Source organism: Streptomyces sp. N35, assembly GCF_016464295.1.
In the GTDB taxonomy this organism is placed as follows: domain Bacteria; phylum Actinomycetota; class Actinomycetes; order Streptomycetales; family Streptomycetaceae; genus Streptomyces.
In genome coordinates, this window is the sequence record NZ_JAEIMH010000003.1 from 50,259 (window position 1) to 69,245 (window position 18,987).

Annotated in this window: 19 protein-coding genes; 3 read left to right on the forward strand and 16 right to left on the reverse strand. The window is 71.5% G+C overall.

The genetic code is table 11. The features are described from left to right. Position 1: 1 nt before the first annotated feature. Both glgA and JAO81_RS02115 read right to left on the reverse strand, forming a co-directional pair. Positions 2-1,171: a glycogen synthase gene (glgA, locus tag JAO81_RS02110; RefSeq protein WP_199545987.1), complete on the reverse strand. Its 1,170-nt coding sequence runs from the start codon at positions 1,169-1,171 to the stop codon at positions 2-4. Between the two features lie 60 nt (positions 1,172-1,231). Next, positions 1,232-1,990, reverse strand: a complete 759-nt coding sequence (locus JAO81_RS02115; protein WP_233414817.1) for a (2Fe-2S)-binding protein — start codon at positions 1,988-1,990, stop codon at positions 1,232-1,234. A gap of 178 nt (positions 1,991-2,168) precedes the next feature. Here JAO81_RS02115 and JAO81_RS02120 point away from each other — a divergent pair, with 178 nt between their 5' ends. Together JAO81_RS02120 and JAO81_RS02125 are read left to right on the forward strand one after the other, a co-directional pair. Next, positions 2,169-2,873, forward strand: a complete 705-nt coding sequence (locus tag JAO81_RS02120) for a carbonic anhydrase (protein ID WP_199545989.1) — start codon at positions 2,169-2,171, stop codon at positions 2,871-2,873. Positions 2,874-3,074: 201 nt separating this feature from the next. After that, entirely contained in the window at positions 3,075-4,298 is a 1,224-nt protein-coding gene (locus JAO81_RS02125) for a DMT family transporter (RefSeq protein WP_199545990.1), read from the forward strand. A 12-nt stretch (positions 4,299-4,310) separates the two neighbouring features. Here JAO81_RS02125 and JAO81_RS02130 read toward each other — a convergent pair whose 3' ends face one another. Continuing rightward, positions 4,311-5,618 carry a transglycosylase family protein gene (locus JAO81_RS02130; RefSeq protein WP_199545991.1) on the reverse strand — a complete coding sequence of 436 codons (1,308 nt, stop codon included), beginning with the start codon at positions 5,616-5,618 and terminating at the stop codon, positions 4,311-4,313. Positions 5,619-5,791: 173 nt separating this feature from the next. Then, positions 5,792-6,778 carry an acetylxylan esterase gene (locus tag JAO81_RS02135; protein ID WP_199545992.1) on the reverse strand — a complete coding sequence of 329 codons (987 nt, stop codon included), beginning with the start codon at positions 6,776-6,778 and terminating at the stop codon, positions 5,792-5,794. 114 nt (positions 6,779-6,892) lie between these two features. On the opposite strand from JAO81_RS02135, the gene gndA reads away from it, so the two are divergent. Further along, positions 6,893-8,332 (forward strand): NADP-dependent phosphogluconate dehydrogenase, encoded by a 1,440-nt coding sequence (gndA, locus tag JAO81_RS02140; RefSeq protein WP_199545993.1) that lies wholly within the window; start codon positions 6,893-6,895, stop codon positions 8,330-8,332. Between the two features lie 578 nt (positions 8,333-8,910). Here the strand turns inward: gndA and JAO81_RS02145 are convergent. The 12 genes from JAO81_RS02145 to JAO81_RS02200 all read right to left on the reverse strand — a co-directional run bounded on the left by JAO81_RS02145 (position 8,911) and on the right by JAO81_RS02200 (position 18,802). Next, positions 8,911-9,351 carry a nitroreductase family deazaflavin-dependent oxidoreductase gene (locus tag JAO81_RS02145; RefSeq protein ID WP_199545994.1) on the reverse strand — a complete coding sequence of 147 codons (441 nt, stop codon included), beginning with the start codon at positions 9,349-9,351 and terminating at the stop codon, positions 8,911-8,913. 64 nt (positions 9,352-9,415) lie between these two features. Further along, complete coding sequence (locus JAO81_RS02150) at positions 9,416-9,760, reverse strand: GNAT family N-acetyltransferase (protein WP_199545995.1); 345 nt, start codon at positions 9,758-9,760, stop codon at positions 9,416-9,418. Positions 9,761-9,912: 152 nt separating this feature from the next. Further along, the gene (locus tag JAO81_RS02155; RefSeq protein ID WP_233414818.1) at positions 9,913-10,269 is read right to left on the reverse strand and encodes a hypothetical protein; all 357 of its coding nucleotides are present in this window, start codon (positions 10,267-10,269) and stop codon (positions 9,913-9,915) included. A 193-nt stretch (positions 10,270-10,462) separates the two neighbouring features. Then, positions 10,463-10,906 (reverse strand): aspartate 1-decarboxylase, encoded by a 444-nt coding sequence (panD, locus tag JAO81_RS02160; protein ID WP_199545996.1) that lies wholly within the window; start codon positions 10,904-10,906, stop codon positions 10,463-10,465. 64 nt (positions 10,907-10,970) lie between these two features. Continuing rightward, entirely contained in the window at positions 10,971-12,068 is a 1,098-nt protein-coding gene (locus tag JAO81_RS02165) for a branched-chain amino acid ABC transporter permease (protein WP_199545997.1), read from the reverse strand. Beyond that, complete coding sequence (locus JAO81_RS02170; RefSeq protein WP_199545998.1) at positions 12,065-12,931, reverse strand: branched-chain amino acid ABC transporter permease; 867 nt, start codon at positions 12,929-12,931, stop codon at positions 12,065-12,067. The genes JAO81_RS02165 and JAO81_RS02170 overlap by 4 nt, the downstream gene beginning before the upstream one ends. Beyond that, positions 12,928-13,623: an ABC transporter ATP-binding protein gene (locus tag JAO81_RS02175; protein ID WP_199545999.1), complete on the reverse strand. Its 696-nt coding sequence runs from the start codon at positions 13,621-13,623 to the stop codon at positions 12,928-12,930. The genes JAO81_RS02170 and JAO81_RS02175 overlap by 4 nt, the downstream gene beginning before the upstream one ends. Then, entirely contained in the window at positions 13,620-14,396 is a 777-nt protein-coding gene (locus tag JAO81_RS02180; RefSeq protein ID WP_199546000.1) for an ABC transporter ATP-binding protein, read from the reverse strand. The genes JAO81_RS02175 and JAO81_RS02180 overlap by 4 nt, the downstream gene beginning before the upstream one ends. After that, complete coding sequence (locus JAO81_RS02185) at positions 14,393-15,595, reverse strand: substrate-binding domain-containing protein (protein ID WP_199546001.1); 1,203 nt, start codon at positions 15,593-15,595, stop codon at positions 14,393-14,395. Before JAO81_RS02185 ends, JAO81_RS02180 begins: the two co-directional genes overlap by 4 nt. Before the next feature lie 300 nt (positions 15,596-15,895). Beyond that, positions 15,896-17,179, reverse strand: a complete 1,284-nt coding sequence (locus JAO81_RS02190) for a PHB depolymerase family esterase (RefSeq protein ID WP_307813111.1) — start codon at positions 17,177-17,179, stop codon at positions 15,896-15,898. 113 nt (positions 17,180-17,292) lie between these two features. Further along, a complete protein-coding gene (locus JAO81_RS02195; protein WP_199546002.1) occupies positions 17,293-17,952 on the reverse strand; it encodes a 3-oxoacid CoA-transferase subunit B in 660 nt (219 codons plus the stop codon). Position 17,953: 1 nt separating this feature from the next. Then, complete coding sequence (locus JAO81_RS02200) at positions 17,954-18,802, reverse strand: CoA transferase subunit A (RefSeq protein WP_199546003.1); 849 nt, start codon at positions 18,800-18,802, stop codon at positions 17,954-17,956. Positions 18,803-18,987 lie beyond the last annotated feature (185 nt).

The window sequence follows — 18,987 nt, forward strand, 5'->3', positions numbered from 1 at the left end:
TTCACTGCCTCGTACGACCGTGCAGTACCGCCTCGTACAACTCCGCCGTCCGTCGCGCCACCGCGTCCCAGCCGAATTCGCCGACGGCCCGCTGCCGTCCGGCCGCGCCCATCCGGGCCGCGAGCCCGGTGTCCCGTACGAGGCCGTTGAGCGCGAAGCCGAGCGCGTACTCGAATCCGGCCGTGTCCTTCTCGTCGTACGGCACGAGCAGCCCGGTGTCCTCCGTGACCACCTCGGGTATCCCGCCGACCTTCGAGGCCACCACGGGCGTCGCGCAGGCCATCGCCTCCAGGTTGACGATGCCGAGCGGCTCGTACACCGAGGGGCAGGCGAACACGGCCGCGTGCGTGAGGAGATGGATGACCTCGGGCCGCGGCAGCATCTCCGGGATCCAGTGCACGCCTGAGCGGGTGCCCCTGAGCTCTTCGAAGAGGGCGCGGAACTCGCGGTCGATCTCGGGGGTGTCCGGGGCGCCCGCGCACAGGACCAGCTGGATGTCGGGGTCCAACTGCCTTGCTGCGCGCAGCAGATGGGGCACGCCCTTTTGGCGGGTGATCCGGCCGACGAACAGGACGTACGGCCTTGCGGGGTCGATCCCGTGCCGCAGCAGCGCGTCGGGCGAGGGGGCGGGGCGGTACAGGGCGGTGTCGATGCCGTTGTGGACGACGTGCACACGGTCCGGGTCGATCGCCGGATAGCTCTCCAGGATGTCGGTCCGCATCCCGTGCGACACGGCGATCACCGCGTCGGCCGTCTCGATCGCGGTCCGCTCGGCCCAGCACGACAACGCGTAGCCGCCGCCGAGCTGTTCGGCCTTCCACGGGCGCAGGGGCTCCAGGGAGTGCGAGGTCATCACGTGCGGGATGCCGTACAGCAGCTTGGCCAGGTGTCCGGCGAGGTTGGCGTACCAGGTGTGGGAGTGCACGAGGTCGCGGTCGGCGACGGCGGCGGCCATCGACAGATCGACGGAGAAGGTCCGTAACGCGTCGTTGGCGTCGGTGAGCTCCGGCCAGGCGGCGTGCCGCGTGACGCCGGGCTCGCGCCCCTCTCCCCAGCAGTGCACCCGGACATCGGCCAGAGCCCGTAACTCCCGCGCGAGGAACTCCACATGGACCCCGGCGCCGCCGTACACGTCCGGTGGATACTCACGGCTGAGCAGTCCGACCTTCACCCTCAGCCCTCCGGCTCCTGCGACGGCGGTCCCTCGTACGGCGATGGCGCCTCCTCATGGTCACCCACTTCGGCGGGTTGCGGAAGGGCCCGGTGGCGTACGGAAACAACAGTCGCCGCAGACGCCCCCGCCGGGGATCCGGTAGTAGAGGCAGCAGCTGCGGCGGCGGAAGGCCGCCCCGGCGAAGGTTCCCGTGCCGCTCAGGCGGGGGTCCTCGAAGAGGACTTCGGTCAGGGCGCGGGCGCGCTCGGCGGCGTGCGGACGTCCCGTGCGGTGGGCCCAGCGGTGGAGCTCGCGGGCCGCGCCGGCCAGGGCGGAGCCCGCGTTCCCCCACAACAGGGCCTCGGAGACACGGAATTCGGCGCGCACGGCCGTGGCCAGCGGGGACAGATACTGGTCGAGGACGGTCGCGGCGAGGTGGGTGGCGGGGCGGGATGCGACGCCGGGACGGGCGGCGCCGGCGCCGGCACAGTGCGTTCCGGTGAGGGTGAGGTCGTCGGGGGCAGAGGCGTCGGGGTCCCAGTGCAGCCGTGCCGGGTCCAGGTCCGGGAAGCGGCCGTGCAGCGCGGCCGAGCCGAGCGCGATGGACCACAGGCGAGCGGCCAGGCCGAGTTGGGCGATGGACACGGCGATACGGGGCTCCTGTGCGCCGATCGCCGACGCCACCTTGCCGACGCGGAAGGCAAGCGGGTCGCGCCGGCCCGCAAAGAGCGCGGCGAACGTGCCGCCCTCGCGATCCGCACCATCTGTGCGCAGAGGGAAGAAGCCGCCGACAGAGGCGACCAGGCTGAGGTCGGCGGGGGTCAGGGGCTCGGGCATGGCGTTCATGCTCGCAGCGCGGGCCGGGCGCTCGCAGAGCGGGTAGGACGCCCGCACGGTGGGACGCGTTCACAGAGCGGGGTGCGGTCGCAGCCGTACGCCGCCGTACGTCACTCACAGGTGGGGTTCCTCCACCGTCCCCGGTGTGGCGGCCCGGCGCGCTCCCCACCATGACGCCATGACCACGCACCGACATGACTCCACGGCACCCCACCGCCACGGCCGCCGCGCCTTCCTCGGGCTCGGTGTGGCCGCCGTCCCCCTGGCCGCGCAGCTGCCCGCCCCGCGCCCGGCGGACCGGGCGCGCGTCCCCCGTACCGCGGCACAGGCGCTGCGCCGGCTCCGTACCGGCAACGCGCGTTATGCCGAATCCCACGCACGCCACCCCCACGAGGGCCGGAGCCGGCGGCGGTCGGTGGCGGTCGCCCAGCATCCGTTCGCCGTCGTACTCGGCTGCATCGATTCACGGGTCCCTCCCGAGCTGGTCTTCGACCAGGGACTCGGGGACCTGCTGGTGATCCGGACGGCCGGGCACGTCCTGGACGAGGCGGTGCTCGGCAGTGTGCAGTACGGCGTTGCGGAACTCGGCGTACCTCTTGTGGTCATCCTCGGGCATGAGCGCTGCGGCGCGGTGAGCGCGGCGGTCGCACAGGTACGCGACGGTGGACAGGTCTCCGGACATCTCGCGCCGGTGGTGGACGCGATCGCGCCGGCCGCACGGGCGACCCGCTTCGGGCCGGGTGACTGGGTCGACAACGCGGTGAAGGCGCATGTCGACCGGGTGGTCGCCCAGGTCGGGGCCGATCCGGCGCTCGGTCCCGCCGTGGTCGTGGGGGCGCGTTTCGACCTCGACAGCGGCCGGGTGCGCTTCCGGCGGACCTGACACGGCAGCCGCGAGCGCCCCACGGAGCACTCCCCTCGCAGGTCACCGGAGCCCACCCAGGGGACTACACATAGTTCCGCGTACTCCAACGGCAGTACCTCCGAATGCGTGCTCAGGGACGACGACCGGGCGGAATGAAAGCGTCATCGTGGGTGTTATGAAATGCGACCGCTTGCCGCACGAGAACGCCCGGAGGGACACATGAGTGCCCTCGCGTTGTCCGTGCTCCTGTCGTTCGTCTCCGCCGTCGCCTATGCCGGTGGAGCGATCGTCCAGGAGCGCGTCGCCACGACCGGACGCAGCCACTCGTACGCCCCGCTGCGCAGCACGGGTTGGTGGCTCGCGGTCATCCTCAACGGCCTCGGCGGACTGCTGCACGTGGTCGCCCTCGCCTACGGCCCGCTGAGCGTCGTCCAGCCGCTCGGCGCGCTGACCATCGTCTTCGCTCTGCCGATGGCCGCGCTGTTCGTCGGCCGCAAGGCCGGTTCGACCGCCTGGCGCGGGGCGATCATGGCCACCGTCGGTCTCGCGGGCATGCTGGCCCTCACCGGCTCCAGCGACTCGCACGCCATGGACGGCACCGAGCAACTGCTCGTCGCGGTGACCACGCTCAGTGCGCTGGCCGCACTGGCGGTGGCCGCCCACGCGGTGCACCGGCACCCCGTGATCCGCAGCGTGCTGCTCGCGGTCGCCTCCGGTATCTCCTTCGGTATGGCCTCGGTGTTCACCAAGAACGTCACGGTGGACTTCACACCGGGCAGCGTCATGCACGAGCTGCCCGGGCTGATCATGATCGCGGTGCTCGCGGTCGGCGGTCTGCTCCTGTCGCAGGCCTCGTACCGCGGCGCGGGCCTCGCGGCGCCGCTCGCGGTGCTCACGGTCGTGAACCCGGTGGTCGCGGCGGCGGTCGGTCTGACGCTGTTCGGCGAGTCCTTCCGGTACGGCCTGACGGGCACGCTGCTCGCCCTCGGCTGCGGTGTGGTGGCGGCCGGCGGACTGATCCTGCTGACCACCGAGCGCATCGGCCAGGCCTCGTCCACGACGCAGATCGTGGCCTCGTCGGACGATGTCGCCCCGGAGCCCGTCGCGGAGTTCGCGGACGGCCTCGGCGACGATCTCGCCGCGGCCGACCTGCTCGTCCCCGAGAACGTCCTGGTGCCGGACACCGTCCAGGTACCCGAGACCGTGCACGTGTCCGACATCGTCCAGGTGCCGGACTCCCCCGCCTCGCTCTCGGCCGAAGAGGTCGTACGGTCCATCGCCGCCGAGGACGAGAACGGCGCCGCGTCCGAGCGCCGGAGCGTACGCGCACTGCCCGGCATCCCCGGTCAGCCGCCCGCGGCCGTGTACGACGCGCAGGACCACGGCCACGACGACGTGGCCCGCCGGCACGACGGACCCTGCGACCGCATGATCAGATCTTGACGGACCGCATGATCAGATCTTGACGCCGCCCGCGCGCAGATAGCCCAGCGGGTCGACATCGCTGCCGTATTCGGGCCCCGTCCGCACTTCGAAGTGCAGATGGGGCCCGGTGCTGTTCCCGGTGGAACCGGAGCGGGCTATGCGCTGCCCCGCGTTCACGGTCTGGCCCTGCTTGACGACCAGCGCGGACAGGTGCGCGTACTGCGTGTACCGCCCGTCCTCGTGCCGTATCACCACCTGGTAGCCGTACGCGCCGCCCCAGCCGGCCGTGACCACCTTGCCGCGGGCCACCGCCTGGACCGAGGTCCCGGTGGGCACGGGGAAGTCGACGCCGGTGTGATAGCCGCTCGACCAGGAGCCGCCGGCCGCGCGGTACGGGGTGCTGGGGCCGGCGGCCACGGGTGCGGTGCGGCGCGGTGACGTGCTCTGGCCGCTGGGCTTGTTGTCCGCCGGCTTCGCGTCGGACTTCGCGGGTTCGGTCTTCTTCGCGGGCTGCTCGGCCTTCTTCGCGGGCTGCTCGGTCCTCTTCTTCCCCGGCTGCTCGGCCTTCTTCTTCGGCGGTTCGGTCTTCTGCCCGGGCCGCTCGGCTTCGTCCGGCGAGGCTTTCGGAGGCCGCGTGGAAATCCGGTCCGCCTGTGCGTCGAGGTTCAGCCGCTGCCCCGGCAGGATCAGATCCGGATCCGCGCCGACGACCTTGCGGTTCGCCTCGTACAACTGCCGCCAGCCGCCCCGCACTTCGCGCTCCTGGGCGATGGCGGAGAGACTGTCCCCTGTCATGACCGTGTACATCTCGGTGCGCCCGGCCTTGGACTGGGGCGTGGTCTCGGGCTTGGTGTCCGCCTGGTCGGCGGATCTCTTCTGCGGGGCGCTCTCGCGCGGCGCCGTCTTCTGAGGCGCCGTCTTCCCAGGCGCCGCGGCCTGCGCGGGCTCGATGTCCGGGGACTCTCCGCCGCGGGTGAGACCGGCACGGACCGAGCAGACCGGCCAGGCACGCGGGCCCTGCCCCTTGAGCACTTTCTCCGCGATGGCGATCTGCTGGTCCTTGGTGGCGAGATCGGCGCGTGGCGCATAGCGCGTGCCGCCGTACGCCTCCCAGGTGGACTGCTTGAACTGCAGCCCGCCGTAATAGCCGTTGCCGGTGTTGATCGCCCAGTTGCCGCTCGACTCGCACGCGGCGACCTTGTTCCAGGTGCCCACGTCGGCGGCGTGCGCGGTGCCGCTGCCGATCAGCGGCAGGGCCATCGAGGCGCCGCCGACCGTGACGGTCAGCGAGGCGCGGTTGATCCTCGTGGGCTGGTGACGGCGATGACGGCCCGGCATGGTCTCCCCCAAACGACACGCGTCAAGGCCCGCAAACGTAATGGTGCCGAACAGGCCATGACAAGAGGGTCTTCAGCCGCCTCACCGATAAGTACGGCCACGGCGACAAGTACGGCCACGCCGACAAGTACGCCGCCAACCGCCCCAGTTGATCAACCGCGCCCGAATACCCCTCAGCCGTCCCGGCCCGCCCTCAGCCTCCCGGGCAGCCACCGCAGTTGTACGGCCTGCTGGTAGGGGCCGCCGCCCTCGTGATCGTTGAAGTCGTACACCTCGATCGTCTTGTCCTGACCGGCATACGCGTTGAAGGCCGCGAACACCGTCGACGGCGGACAGGTCTGGTCCTCGAGCGCGGCCGAGAACAGTGCGGGAGCCCGGCCCCTGGCCGCGAAGTGCACTCCGTCGAAGTAGGAGAGCGTGCGCAGCGCGTGCGCGGGATCGGCGCGGCGGGCCTTGAGATAGCTGCCTATCTCGCGGTACGGCATCCGGTCGGTGAGCGAGACCGCCCGCGGGAAGTCGCACAGGAACGGCACGTCAGGGGAGATCGCCGCGAGGTCGGGGACGAGTCCGCCGACCGCGATCGTGACACCGCCGCCCTGGCTGACGCCGACCGCGGCGGTGCGCGAGGCATCCACCAAGGGGTGGGAGCGGGCGGCTTCGACGGCCCGTACGGCATCGGTGTAGAGGCGGCGGTAGTAGTAGTCGTGCGGGTCGTCGATACCGCGGGTCATATAGCCGGGGTACGCGGGTCCGCTGCCCACCGGGTCGGCGGTGGCGCCTTCGGCCCAGCCCGCGCTGCCCTGTCCGCGGGTGTCCATCACGAAGTGCGCGAACCCGGCCGAGGCCCACAGGAGATGCATATGGGGAAGGCCGCGTCCGCCGCCGTATCCGATGTATTCGACGACCGCCGGAACCGGCTCGCTCGTACCGGCCGGAAGGACCAGCCAGCCCTTGACCGCATGCCCGCCGAAACCGGCGAAGGTCACGTCGAACACATCGACTCCGCTGAGCCCGGTGTCCACCGGCTCGAATCGCGCGTCGAGCTCGTGCTCCCGGGCTTCGGCGAGGGTTTTCGACCAGAATTCATCGAAATCGTCAGGGGCCGGGAATTCCGCACGGTAGGCGCGGAGTTCATTGATCGACATATCGAACAAAGCCATACGGACAACACTCCCCAACAGATCATCGGACAGGCTGTCGGGAAGATATCGCAGTGCCACAAGCGATACTGACGTCACGGCAGCACTTCCGGAACAGGCCCAGGAGCTACAGGCATGAGCACTTCAGCCCAGATCGGTGTCACGGGACTTGCGGTCATGGGCCGCAACCTCGCCCGCAATTTCGCGCGCAACGGCTACTCCGTCGCCGTGCACAACCGCACCGCCGCGAAGACCCGCTCGCTCGTCGAGGAGTTCGGGGACGAGGGGACCTTTGTGGCCGCCGAGAGCGCCGAGGAGTTCGTCGCCGCTCTGGAGCGCCCGCGCCGCCTCGTCGTCATGGTCAAGGCCGGTGAGCCGACGGACGCGGTGATCCGTGAGTTCGCGCCGCTCCTGGAGCCCGGCGACATGATCATCGACGGGGGCAACGCGCACTTCGCGGACACCCGCCGCCGTGAGAAGGAGCTGCGCGAGCAGGGCATCCACTTCGTCGGCACCGGCGTCTCGGGCGGCGAGGAAGGCGCGCTGCTCGGCCCGAGCATCATGCCCGGCGGCTCCGTCGAGTCGTACGCCACGCTCGGACCGATGCTGGAGAAGATCTCCGCGAAGGCCGCCGACGGCACCCCGTGCGTCAGCCACTGCGGTCCTGACGGCGCCGGGCACTTCGTGAAGATGGTGCACAACGGCATCGAGTACGCCGACATGCAGCTGATCGCCGAGGCGTACCACCTGCTTCGCGAGGTCGCGGGCTACTCCCCGGCCGAGATCGCCGACATCTTCCGCACCTGGAACCAGGGCCGCCTGGACTCCTACCTCATCGAGATCACCGCCGAGGTCCTGTCCCATGTGGACGCGGCCACCGGCAAGCCCTTCGTGGACGTCGTGCAGGACCAGGCCGAGCAGAAGGGCACGGGCCGCTGGACCGTGCAGATCGCGCTGGACCTGGGCGTACCGGTCTCGGGGATCGCCGAGGCTGTCTTCGCGCGCTCGCTGTCGGGCCACACCGAGCTGCGGGAGGCCTCGCGCGGTCTGGCCGGACCGTCGGTCACGCCGCTCGGCGACGCCGAGAAGGCGGCCTTCGCGGACAAGGTGGAGCAGGCGCTGTACGCGTCCAAGATCGTCTCGTACACGCAGGGCTTCCACGAGATCCAGGCGGGCTCCGAGGAGTACGGCTGGAACATCGACCTGGGCTCCGTGGCCGCGATCTGGCGCGGTGGCTGCATCATCCGGGCCGCGTTCCTCGACCGTATCCGCGCGGCCTACGACACCCGCGCCGATCTGCCGTCGCTGCTTGCCGACAAGAGCTTCGCGGAGGAGATCGGGGCGGCGCAGGACGACTGGCGCGCCGTGCTGGTCGCGGCCACCCGGCAGGGTGTGCCGACGCCGGGCTTCTCGGCGGCGCTCGCGTACTACGACGCGCTGCGCGCGGAGCGGCTGCCGGCGGCGCTGACGCAGGGGCAGCGGGACTTCTTCGGTGCGCACACCTACCGGCGCACGGACCGTGAGGGCTCGTTCCACACGCTGTGGGGCGGGGACCGGTCGGAGGTCTCGGCCTGAACCGGGCCTTCTCGCGCGTGAGTTGAGGGGCGGCAGCCGTGACGGCTGCCGCCCCTCGGCGCACCGGCGGGGTTTCCTCCGCGCGCTGCGGCCTTGCTCAGGACGCGGGTCCCGGCTGAGGCTCCGGCTCGGGGACAGGGTCGGGGCCCGGCGGCTGCGGAACGGGCGAGGGCGCCGGCTCCGGATCGGGCGACGGGTGCGGGAACGGGTCGGGCAGGGGGCCCGGGTCCGGGGGCGGCCCGGGGTGCCCGGGATCGGGCGGCCCCGGCTTCGGGGGCTGTCCGGGATGGCCGGGGTCCGTCGGGTACGGGCCGGGTGTGGGCCCCGGCCCGACGGGGTCGGGGTACGGCTGGGTCATGGTGATCCTCCTAGGGGAACGGAGGGCCTTTCCTGTCCACTGTCTCCCGGGGCGCGTGCCCGCGCCTGACGAAGCTACTCATGCCGGGGCGGGGCCTGTGCTACTCACGCCGGGGCTGGGCCGGTGCTACCCACGCCAGGGCAGGGCAGGTGCGACCGTCCGCTTCGCTCTGGCCCCGCCCCGCCTCAGCCCCGCCCCGCCTCGGCTCCGTCCCGCCCGCTCAGTCCGCCTGGCGTGTCAGCCGTACGACGGGAATGTCACGCTCCGTCTTCTTCCGGTAGTCGGCGTACTGCGGGAACAGCTCCACCAGGGCGGGCCAGACCCGCTCCTTCTCGTCCGCGTCGAGCGTCGCGGCCGTCGCGTCGAAGCGCTCGGTCTCCACGCGCAGCCGTACATCGGGGTTGGCCCGCAGGTTCAGGTACCACGCGGGGTGCTGGTCGGCGCCGCCGTTGGACGCCACGATCAGGTAGTCGTCCCCGTCGCGTCCGTAGATCAGGACGGTCCGGCGCCACAGCCCGCTCTTGCGCCCCTGGTAGTCGAGCAGCAGACAGGGCACGCCCATCACCGTCGTGCCCTTGGTGCCCCCCGACTCCTCGTAGGTCCGGGCCTGTTTGGCCACCCAGCCGGTCGGGGTGATCACCACGTCGTCCTGGTCCGCCATGTCCTGCTCCTCGTCGTCGGTCGTCTGCGGGGTCAACGGGCCGTACGGGCAGGGATGTTCCCCGTCACCACTTCTCGGGGTCGGCCTCGACCGCCGCCTTCGCCGCGTCCAGGAGTTCCTGCGACGCGGCGGGCGCCTCGTCGGGGTGCTTGGCCGCCCAGCGCACCACGTACGGGCACAGCGGCGCCACGGCGAAGCCTTCGCGCGCGGCGATCGCGTACAGCTCGCGTGCCAGCGAGCCCGCGACGCCCTTGCCCTCGTGGGCGGGCTCCACGACGGTGTGCACCGGCACGAGGGCGGGCGCGGGGTCGTCGAGCACGAAGTACTGGATGTGGCCGAGGAGTTCACCTTCGGCGCGGGCCTCGAGCCGGCCCTTGGGCCGGTCGTCGAAGATCACGGTGTCTGCCATGCGGCCCAGTCTGCCAACCTGGCGACGAGCTGTCCTCCCCGGGCTGGGCCGGCCGTCCGCCCGCAGTGACGGGCGGGCTGTCCGCCCTCAGGACGGGCGGACCGTTTCCCCCCGTCGAGCGCACCGTCTCCCCCGGTCCGGGCGCGGGCGCCTCAACGGTCCCAGCGCGCATCCGCCTCGGCCAGCACCGCCCGCAGGGCGCGTGCGGCGGGGCGGCTCAGCGCCTGTTCGACGCCGTCGAGCAGCTCGCGCTCGCACAGAGGATCCCCGCAGCAGTCCCCGTGAAGGTCCGCACCGCTGTCGTAGGCCCATCGTCTGCGGGCAGGCCCGCGGGAGTACTCCTGCCACCGCAGGACGGCTCGGACGACGTCGCCGGGGAACAGGTAGTTGCGGGTGCGCTCCAGCCGCTGGATCTCGGCCATCGCCTGTCGGGGCAGGCCGTCGATCTCACGCTCCGTGGCTCCGTGCGAGGAAGCCGCCGGGACTGCACGTGGCCGGCTACGCGCCATGGCCCTTTCGCTGGTTGATCATGCACGCCATCGTGGCACGGCCGCATCGCGTGGGGCACGGGGTTTTCGTCGGGACGCGCGGACTCGTCGCGGGCCGCACCGGCGTTACGTGGGAGGCCTCGGCTCTCCGTCGGACGCCTCGGCTCTCCGTGGGGGCGAACAGCGACCGCCCGCCCCCGCGTGTCGACGTATCTCAGCCCCGCGCCACCGGCACGGCCACCGGCACCCGCGCCTGCGGGCTGCGCAGCTGGTCCGAACCCGGCACCGGGGCCGAGGCGTCCTCGCCGAGCTCCACGATGCGGTTGTCGGCGTCCACATGGACGACCGACGGGCGCAGGGTGCGGGCCTCCGCGTCGTCGACCTGGGCGTAGCTGATCAGGATGACCAGGTCGCCGGGGTGGACGAGGTGGGCCGCGGCGCCGTTGATGCCGATGACGCCCGAGCCGGGTTCGCCCTCGATGACGTACGTCTCGAGGCGCGCGCCGTTGGTGATGTCGACGATGTGCACGAGCTCACCGGGCAGCAGATCGGCCGCCGCCATCAACTCGGCGTCGACGGTCACGGATCCCACGTAGTGCAGGTCCGCCTGGGTCACCGTGGCGCGATGGATCTTGGACTTGAACATGGTGCGCAGCATGGAGCTACTCCTGGAGGTCGGCTACCTGCCTGCGTTGGTGCAGGTCAAGTGCTTCTGCCGCAGTTTACCGCCCGGGGGTGCGGCGCCGCAGCCTCCCCGCCACCCCCGCAATCCCACCCGGCAGGAAGTACACCACCACCATGAACAGCACCCCGAGAACGAACAACGGCTCGGACAGCGGCCCCCGCAGCCACCCCGGCAGGCCGGCCACCGCCTCCGACGTGCCGAGTGCGCCCAGCCGGTGGTCGAGGTAGGCGTACAGGACGCCGCCGACGACGGCGCCCCAGCGGGTGCCCGCGCCGCCGAGTACGACCATGAGAAGGAAGCCGAGGGTGAAGCTGGAGGTGGTGATCCCCGGGCTGGAGCCGCCCATGAGGAAGAGGTGGACCATGCCGCCGAGCGCGGCCAGGAAGGACGCGAGGACGAAGGCGAGGAGCTGGAAGCGGTACGGGTGGAGGCCGAGGACCGCCACGCGCTGCTCGTTCTCGCGGATCGCGGCCCAGACGCGTCCGGGTTCGGAGTCGACCAGCCAGGCGATCGCGACGGCCACGAGCACCAGGTAGCCGAGCGCGAGCCAGTAGAGGTTGGCCGTGTTGTCGATACCGGCGAGGAAGTCCGGCACGGCCGAGGGCAGCAGGGACAGGCCCTCCTCTCCCCCGGTGAGCCGCCCCGGGTCGCTCGCGACCGCGATGGCCGCGACCTGCGCCATCGCCAGCGTGACCATGGCGAAGGCGATCCCGCGGACGCGCAGGGCCAGGGCGCCCAGGAGGACCGGGACGACCAGCCCCACGAGCAAGGTCAGCGCGAGCGCCGCGGGCAGCGTGAACTCCCCTTTGGTGACAGCGATGTTGACGGTGTAGCTGCCGAGCACGACGTACAGCGCATGACCGAACGAGAGCAGACCGGTGTGCCCGAAAAGCAGGTCGTACGTGGCGGCCAGACCGGCGAACACCAGGCAGACGCCGAGCAGTTGGAGCGAGCCCGGGCTGTTGACCGGGCCGGGCAGCAGCGCCGGCAGGTCGAGGGTGGAGTACGGCAGGATCGCGAGGACGACGAGCGCGGCCAAGGGCAGCGCGCGGCGCAGCAGCCGGCGGCGCGGTGCGGCGGATGCGGTGGGTGCGTCGGTCCGCGCGGGTGGGGTGCGTACGGCTGTCTTGGTCATGCGGTCCTCCCCGTGAGGCCGCCGGGCCGGGCGAGCAGGGCGACGGCGAGGACGAGCACGACCGAGGCCTCGCCCACGCCGGCGGCGGCGTAGTAGCTGGTGAACTGCTGGACGAGGCCGACCACGACGGCGGCGAGGGCCGAGCCTGCGACCGAGCCCATGCCGCCGATGACGACGACGATGAACGCGAAGATGAGCAGCGAGGTGCCCTGGCCGGGCGAGACGTCGCCGTAATAAACGCCGGCGAGGACTCCGCCGAGGGCCGCCGCCGCACCGCCGATGGCGAAGACGACCGTGAAGGCGATCCGTACGTTGATGCCGAGGGCCGTGACCATCGCCCGGTCCTCCACTCCGGCGCGGACGATGAGCCCGAACCGGGTGCGGTGCAGGAACAGTTGCAGCAGGCCGAGGACCACGACGGCGGCCCCGATCAGCAGGAACCGGTCGTTGGGCACGGTCGCGCCGAGCACCGTGCTGGTCTCCTCGGCCCAGGCCGGCTTGGGGAACGTCACGGGGTCGGCGCCGAATCCGGACTGGAGCAGCGCGACGCCCGCGAGGCTCAGGCCTACGGTGACGAGGACCTGGTCGATGGGGCGCGCGTACAGCGGGCGGATCAGCAGCAGTTCGACGAGGACGGCCGCCACGGTGCCGAGGCTGACACCGAGGGCCGCGGCGGGCAGGAAGCCGAGGTCGAGACGGTCCGCCGCCCACCAGGTGCCGTACGCGCCGACGGAGAGGAACAGGCCGTGCGCGAAGTTGAGGACATCGGCGAGACCGAAGATCAGCGAGAGGCCGGAGGCGACGAGGAAGTACAGCGCTCCCAGGCCGAGGCCGGTGAGGGAGAGCAGAACGAGGGTGCTCATGCCACCCCCAGGAGTTCACGGGTGAGGTCGGCGTCGGTGAGCAGGTCCGCGGCGGGCGAGGTGTGCACGACGCTGCCCTGTTCGAGGACGACCGCGTGGTCGGCGATCCGGCGGACCAGGGCGAGGTTCTGTTCGACGAGGAGGATCGGTACCGTCTGCGCCGCGCGCGCCAGGACATCGGCGACCTCGGTGACGATCTTCGGGGCGAGGCCCTTGGTGGGTTCGTCGACGAGCAGCAGCCGGTTGTCGTTGAGCAGCGTCCGCCCGATGGCGACCATCTGCTGCTGCCCGCCGGAGAGACTGCCGGCCCGTTGCCTGCCGCGCGTCTTGAGCTCGGGGAACATGTCGTAGACCAGGTCGTAGTGGTGGGGGCCGCTGCCGCGTGCGGCGAGCTGGAGGTTCTCGGTGACCGTCAGGGAGGCGAAGACGTTGCGGTCCTCGGGTGCGTAGCCGAGGCCCCGGCGGACGATGGCGTGCGTGGGCAGACCGGAGAGTTCCTCATCTGCCAGACGCACCCGGCCCGTTCGGGGCACGAGGCCGAGCACGGCCTTGAGCGTGGTGGTCTTGCCGGCTCCGTTGCGGCCGAGGAGCGCGGTGACGCCCTGGTGGGCGACGGTGAGGCCGACTCCGTGCAGGATCTGCGAGGAGCCGATCCGTACGGTGAGTTCGCTCACGTCGAGCAGCGCGGTCACAGCGCCTCCCCGAGATAGGCGTCCTGGACCAGCGGGTCGGCCATGACCTTCGCCGGTGTGTCCAGGGCGAGCAGCTGTCCGTGGTGCATGACGGCGACCCGGTCGGCGAGGCCGAGCAGGACGTCCATGTGGTGTTCCACCATCAGCACGGTGCGGCCTTCTTCGCGGTGCACGGCCCGTATCACCTCGGTCAGGGCGGGCACGTCGGCGGTGCCGACACCCGCCATGGGCTCGTCGAGGAGGATCAGGCGCGGCTCGGTGACCAGGAGGATGGCGATCTCCAACTTGCGCTTGTCGCCGTGGGAGAGCGATCCGGCGACGTCCGCGGCACGGGCCGACAGGCCGACGCGTGCGAGCGCGTCCACGGCCGCATCCCGGGCCGCGGTGTCGGACGCGGCGCGCCGCCACAGCCGCAGACAGGAGCCTCGGTGGGCGGCCGCGGCGAGCCGGACGTTCTCGAGGACGCTCAGTCCCGCGAAGACGCTGGAGGACTGGAAGGTCCGGCCGAGTCCGCGGCGTGCGCGGCGGTGCGGCGGGTCGGCCGTGATGTCGGCGCGGTCGAGTTCGATGCTGCCCTCGGTCGGGCGTACAAGACCGGAGATCAGGTTGAACAGGGAGGTCTTGCCGGCGCCGTTCGGTCCGATCACGGCCACGAACTCGCCCTCGGCCACGTCGAATTCGACCCCGGTGACGATCTGCGCGCCGCCGACCGCCCAGCCGAGCCCGCGGATACGCAGGACCGGCCGGGCGGCGGTGGGGGCGTTGGCGGTCACTTCTCGACCACGCCGGGGGCGACGGCGTCGGCGTCGAGCTTCTTGACCAGTTCGGCGGTGGGCGGGGTGCCGTTCCTGAGCCGCGCCTGGAACATGGGCTGGAGCAGCGCATGGTCCTCGGCCCGGACGGTGAGCTTGCCCTTGACGCCCTCGAAACTCCAGCCTTCGAGCGCCTTGGCCATCTCGTCCGCCGAGGCGCCCTGTCCGGCCGCGTGGACGATCATCTGGGCGGCGGTGAAACCGTCCACGGTGAACAGTCCGACCTCGCCGCCGGCCTTGGTGACGCGTTCGGTCATGGCCTTCTCGGCCTCGGTGCCCGCGGCACCGGCGAAGTAGTGGGCGAGGAAGTCGACTTCCTGGGCCACCTTCCCGTACGAGGGCCAGGTCGCCGCGATGTCCAGGCCGGTGACGACCTTCGTGGAGTCGAAGACGCCCTGCTGGCCGAGCGCCGTCCACATCGCCTTGGCGGAGGTGCCGGCCCAGGCGACGAACATCATGTCCGCGCCGGCCTTCTTGGCCTGGGTCGCGAACGGCGTGAAGTCGTTCGCGGCGGCCGGCACGAGCAGCGGCGCGACCTTCGCTCCCTGCGGTTCGAGCACCGCCTTCACACCGGCGACGTTGGCCTGCCCGAAGGCGTTGTCCTGGGCGAAGACGGTGACCTTCTTCCCCTTCATATCGCCGACGAAGGCCGCCGCCGTATTGATGTCCTGGGTGGTCTGCCGCCCGGTGCGGAAGGTGTACGGGCCCGCCCCTGTCACCGCGTCGGTGGCCGCGGGGCCGGACAGGAACAAAACCTTGTTCTGTTCGGTGAGGGGGCTGACCTGGGTGGCAACACCGGAGGAGGTCGCGCCGGCGATGATGTCGTAGCCCTGGCCGATGAGGTCCTTGGTGGCGGCGACCGCCTTCGCGGGGTCCCCGGCGTCATCGGCCTGGTGGACCTCGATCGTGCGGCCGCCGGCCTTGCCGGTGCCCTTCGTCGCGTAGTCGAGACCGGCCCGGAAGCCTTCCAGATACTGCTTGCCGTACGTGGCCAGCGGCCCCGACTTGGAGTACACGAGGCCGACCTTGACGGGGTCCGAGGCCTTGTTCCCCGTCGAGCCGCTGCTGCCGGGGCTGCCGCACGAGGTGGTGAGGATCACGGCCGCCGCTGCCGCGGCGAGGGCGGCGGGCCACCGGGCCGCGGGGCGCTTTCGGTGCATGGTCGGCTCTCTTCTGCTGCTGGTAAGGGTGGCGGATGTGGTGGGGGTGGCGGATGCCGGTGGGGGGCGGATACCGGTGGGGGGCGGAGGGCATGGCTCAACTGCCGCTCCGTACAAGGGGGTTGCGGACAGAGGCCTGGCGGTTGGTGCTCGCCGGAAGGCTAGGAGCGGATGGCGCCGGAAGCGATGTGGGCCGGGACCACAACCGAGGGCGGATCAGTGGCGGCACCGGCCACAGACCGCGGGCGGGTCGAGGGTGGCGCCGGCCACAGACCGAGGGCGGAACCGGCCCACACCCGCTCAGCAGGACCCGGTCGCGACGACTTCGTAGTGGTCGTCCCCGGTCTTCCTCAGCGTGGCCCGCACGGCGGTGTTCCACAGGCCCATCGGCTGGTTGGAGCCGTCGGCGTACGCGTAGCCGCCCGACTGGTGGGCGCGGCTCTGCTGCACGTGGGTGTAGTTGCTGGAGGTGAAGCACTCGGCGGGCGCCGGTGTGCTCGGGCCGGGCGACGGGGTCGTCGGGTCCGGGGACGGAGTGGAGCCGCCGTCGCCTGCCAGGCCCCAGAACCTGGCCATGTGGTGGGCGGAGCAGATGTTCGCGTCCGGGATGTAGGTGTCCCCGGTCTGCCCGCACTGGCCCGCGCCCGTCCCGGGGTCGATGGGCTGGCCGTGACCCATCCCGCTGATCGTGAAACTCTCGACCACGGGCCGGCCCGACAGATTCTTGAACACCTTGTGCGCGGCGCCGGACACCGTGTCGGACACGTCGGCCGTCTGGTCCGCGCCGTGCACGTTCGTCCACTGGTCGACGAGTTCCTGCAGGTTCGCGGGCACCACCGTGGTGTCACCGGTGCCGTGCCATACGGAGAGCGTCGGCCAGGCGGTGCGCGAGGTGCCGCCCGGCGAGGCCGCCCGCACCTTGTCACCCCACTGGGCGGGGGACTTGGCGGCTCCGGGACTCATACAGGTCCACTCGTTGGTCTCCGGAGCACAGCCGTACGGGAGTCCGGCCGCGATACCGCCGCCCGCGAACACCTCGGGATAGGCGGCCATCACCACCGACGTCATGCCACCACCGGCGGAGAGCCCGGTGACGTACACCCGCGACGGGTCCGCGGACTGGTCGGCCTTCGCCTTGTCCACCATCTGCTTGATGGACAGCGCCTCGCCCTGGTCGCGGGTGATGTCCGCAGTCTTGAACCAGTTGAAGCAGTTCATGGCGTTGTTGGCGGTGCCGGTCTCCGGCAGGACGAGCGTGAACTCATGGCGGTCGGCCAGCTCCTTCCACCCGGTACGGGTGCCGAAGCCGGCGGCGAGGCCGGTGCCGCTCAGCGAGCAGCCGTGCATCGCCACCACGAGCGGCCGGCCCGCGGGCAGACCGTCGGGCACGTACCGGTACATCTTCAGCGCGCCGGGGTTGGACCCGAAGCCGGTCACCTGCTCGATGGACGCGGCGCGCGCGGGCGGCGCCGCCTTCAGCATGGTCGCCGCGAGCAGGAAGGACAGAGCGGCCGCGGCGAGCGCGGACAGCAGGAAGCCGGATCGTCGCCGGCGAGGTGCGGGACGGTGGTGGGGCAGCGTCACAGGGAACTCCTCGTTCACGGGGCCGAAATGTTTCCGTGAACGTAGGGGCCGCGCTCGGCGCCGAGGAATGTGTCAACTCACCACTTCGGCCAGGGCAGTTGTGTGGGTGCGGGTCACGCCACGCCCGCTGTGATCAGGTCCGGCGCCACCGCGAGCTCGGCGCCCGTGGCCGCGCGTACCTCGTCGAGCCGTACGCCCGGGGCGAGTTCACGCAGCAGCAGACCGCCGGCGGTGATGTCGAGCACGGCGAGGTCGGTGATCACCCGGTGCACCACACCCCAGCCGGTCAGCGGCAGCGTGCACTCGTCCACGAGCTTGGGCGACCCGTCCCGGGCGGCGTGCTCCATCAGCACGAGCACCCGGCGCGCTCCGTGCACCAGATCCATCGCCCCGCCCATGCCCTTGATCATCTTTCCGGGGATCACCCAGTTCGCCAGATCACCGAAGGCGGACACCTGCATGGCGCCCAGGACGGCCACGTCGATATGGCCGCCGCGGATCATCCCGAACGACAGCGCGGAGTCGAAGTACGACCCGCCCGGGGCGATCGTCACGGTCTCCTTGCCGGCGTTGATCAGGTCCGGATGCAGCTCGTCCTCGGCCGGATACGGGCCGACGCCGAGGATTCCGTTCTCGGACTGGAGCACCACCTCGACGCCCGGGGGCAGGTGGCCCGGGATCAGCGTGGGCAGTCCGATGCCGAGGTTCACATAGGCGCCGTCGGGCAGCTCCCGTGCGGCGCGGGCCGCCATCCGCTCCCGGGTGAGTGCCATCTCAGCGACCGCCTTCCGCTACGGGGCGCACGGTGCGCCGTTCGGTTTCCGTGCCGAGGCGCGCCATGGCCCGCCCGGTCTCCGCTCCAGGGCGCACCGTGCGCCGTTCGATCCGCTTCTCGGCCGCCGGGTCGTCGGCCGCCACCGGCACCACCCGCTGCACGAACACACCGGGCAGCTGCACCTCTCCGGGCGGTATCGCACCCGGTTCCACCAGCTCCTCCACCTCGGCGACGGTGATCCGGCCGGCCATCGCGGCCAGGGGGTTGAAGTTCCGGGCGGACGCGTGGAACACGAGGTTGCCGTGCCGGTCGCCGACCGCGGCCCGTACGAGGGCGAAGTCCGTCGTGATGCCCTCCTCGAGGAGGTATTCGCGTGCATGGAAGATCCGGGTCTCCTTGCGCGGTGCGGCCACCGCCACCGAGCCGTCCGGGTGGTGGCGCCAGGCGATCCCGCCCTCGGCGATCCGGGTGCCGACCCCGGCGGGGGTGTAGAAGGCCGGGATGCCGGCGCCGCCCGCACGCAGCCGTTCGGCCAGCGTGCCTTGCGGTACCAGCTCCAACTCCAGCTCACCGCCGAGGTATTGGCGCGCGAACTCCTTGTTCTCGCCCACGTACGAGCTGGTCATCCGGGCGATCAGCCCCTCGCGAAGGAGCAGCCCGAGCCCCCAGTCGTCCACGCCGCAGTTGTTCGACACCACACGCAGTCCGCCGGTACGCCGTTCGAGCAGCGCGTGGATGAGGGCACTTGGTATCCCGCAGAGCCCGAAACCTCCCACGGCCAGCGACGCGCCGTACGGAAGGTCCGCGACCGCCTCCACGGCGTCGTCGATCACTTTGTCCAGACCCATGCGCAGTACACCCCTCGATAGGCGGAAGCAGTCGTCCGGGCGAGGGCTGATGACGGACAGCCGTCGCGACACCACCGAGGCTAGGAAGCCGCACCGCCCTGCTGCCATGGCGCACGGGCCCATACATTGCGGCCCTGTCATGGCGCCCCGCCCCATGCGCCCCGCCTCCGGTCGCCGACGTCTCA

Coding starts and splice junctions, on each gene's coding strand:
- JAO81_RS02115 (WP_233414817.1), bottom strand. CDS start 1,990: ATGCCCGAGCCCCTGACCCCCGCCGACCTCAGCCTGGTCGCCTCTGTC.
- JAO81_RS02120 (WP_199545989.1), top strand. CDS start 2,169: ATGACCACGCACCGACATGACTCCACGGCACCCCACCGCCACGGCCGC.
- JAO81_RS02125 (WP_199545990.1), top strand. CDS start 3,075: ATGAGTGCCCTCGCGTTGTCCGTGCTCCTGTCGTTCGTCTCCGCCGTC.
- JAO81_RS02130 (WP_199545991.1), bottom strand. CDS start 5,618: ATGCCGGGCCGTCATCGCCGTCACCAGCCCACGAGGATCAACCGCGCC.
- JAO81_RS02135 (WP_199545992.1), bottom strand. CDS start 6,778: ATGGCTTTGTTCGATATGTCGATCAATGAACTCCGCGCCTACCGTGCG.
- gndA (WP_199545993.1), top strand. CDS start 6,893: ATGAGCACTTCAGCCCAGATCGGTGTCACGGGACTTGCGGTCATGGGC.
- JAO81_RS02145 (WP_199545994.1), bottom strand. CDS start 9,351: ATGGCGGACCAGGACGACGTGGTGATCACCCCGACCGGCTGGGTGGCC.
- JAO81_RS02150 (WP_199545995.1), bottom strand. CDS start 9,760: ATGGCAGACACCGTGATCTTCGACGACCGGCCCAAGGGCCGGCTCGAG.
- JAO81_RS02155 (WP_233414818.1), bottom strand. CDS start 10,269: ATGGCGCGTAGCCGGCCACGTGCAGTCCCGGCGGCTTCCTCGCACGGA.
- panD (WP_199545996.1), bottom strand. CDS start 10,906: ATGCTGCGCACCATGTTCAAGTCCAAGATCCATCGCGCCACGGTGACC.
- JAO81_RS02165 (WP_199545997.1), bottom strand. CDS start 12,068: ATGACCAAGACAGCCGTACGCACCCCACCCGCGCGGACCGACGCACCC.
- JAO81_RS02170 (WP_199545998.1), bottom strand. CDS start 12,931: ATGAGCACCCTCGTTCTGCTCTCCCTCACCGGCCTCGGCCTGGGAGCG.
- JAO81_RS02185 (WP_199546001.1), bottom strand. CDS start 15,595: ATGCACCGAAAGCGCCCCGCGGCCCGGTGGCCCGCCGCCCTCGCCGCG.
- JAO81_RS02195 (WP_199546002.1), bottom strand. CDS start 17,952: ATGGCACTCACCCGGGAGCGGATGGCGGCCCGCGCCGCACGGGAGCTG.
- JAO81_RS02200 (WP_199546003.1), bottom strand. CDS start 18,802: ATGGGTCTGGACAAAGTGATCGACGACGCCGTGGAGGCGGTCGCGGAC.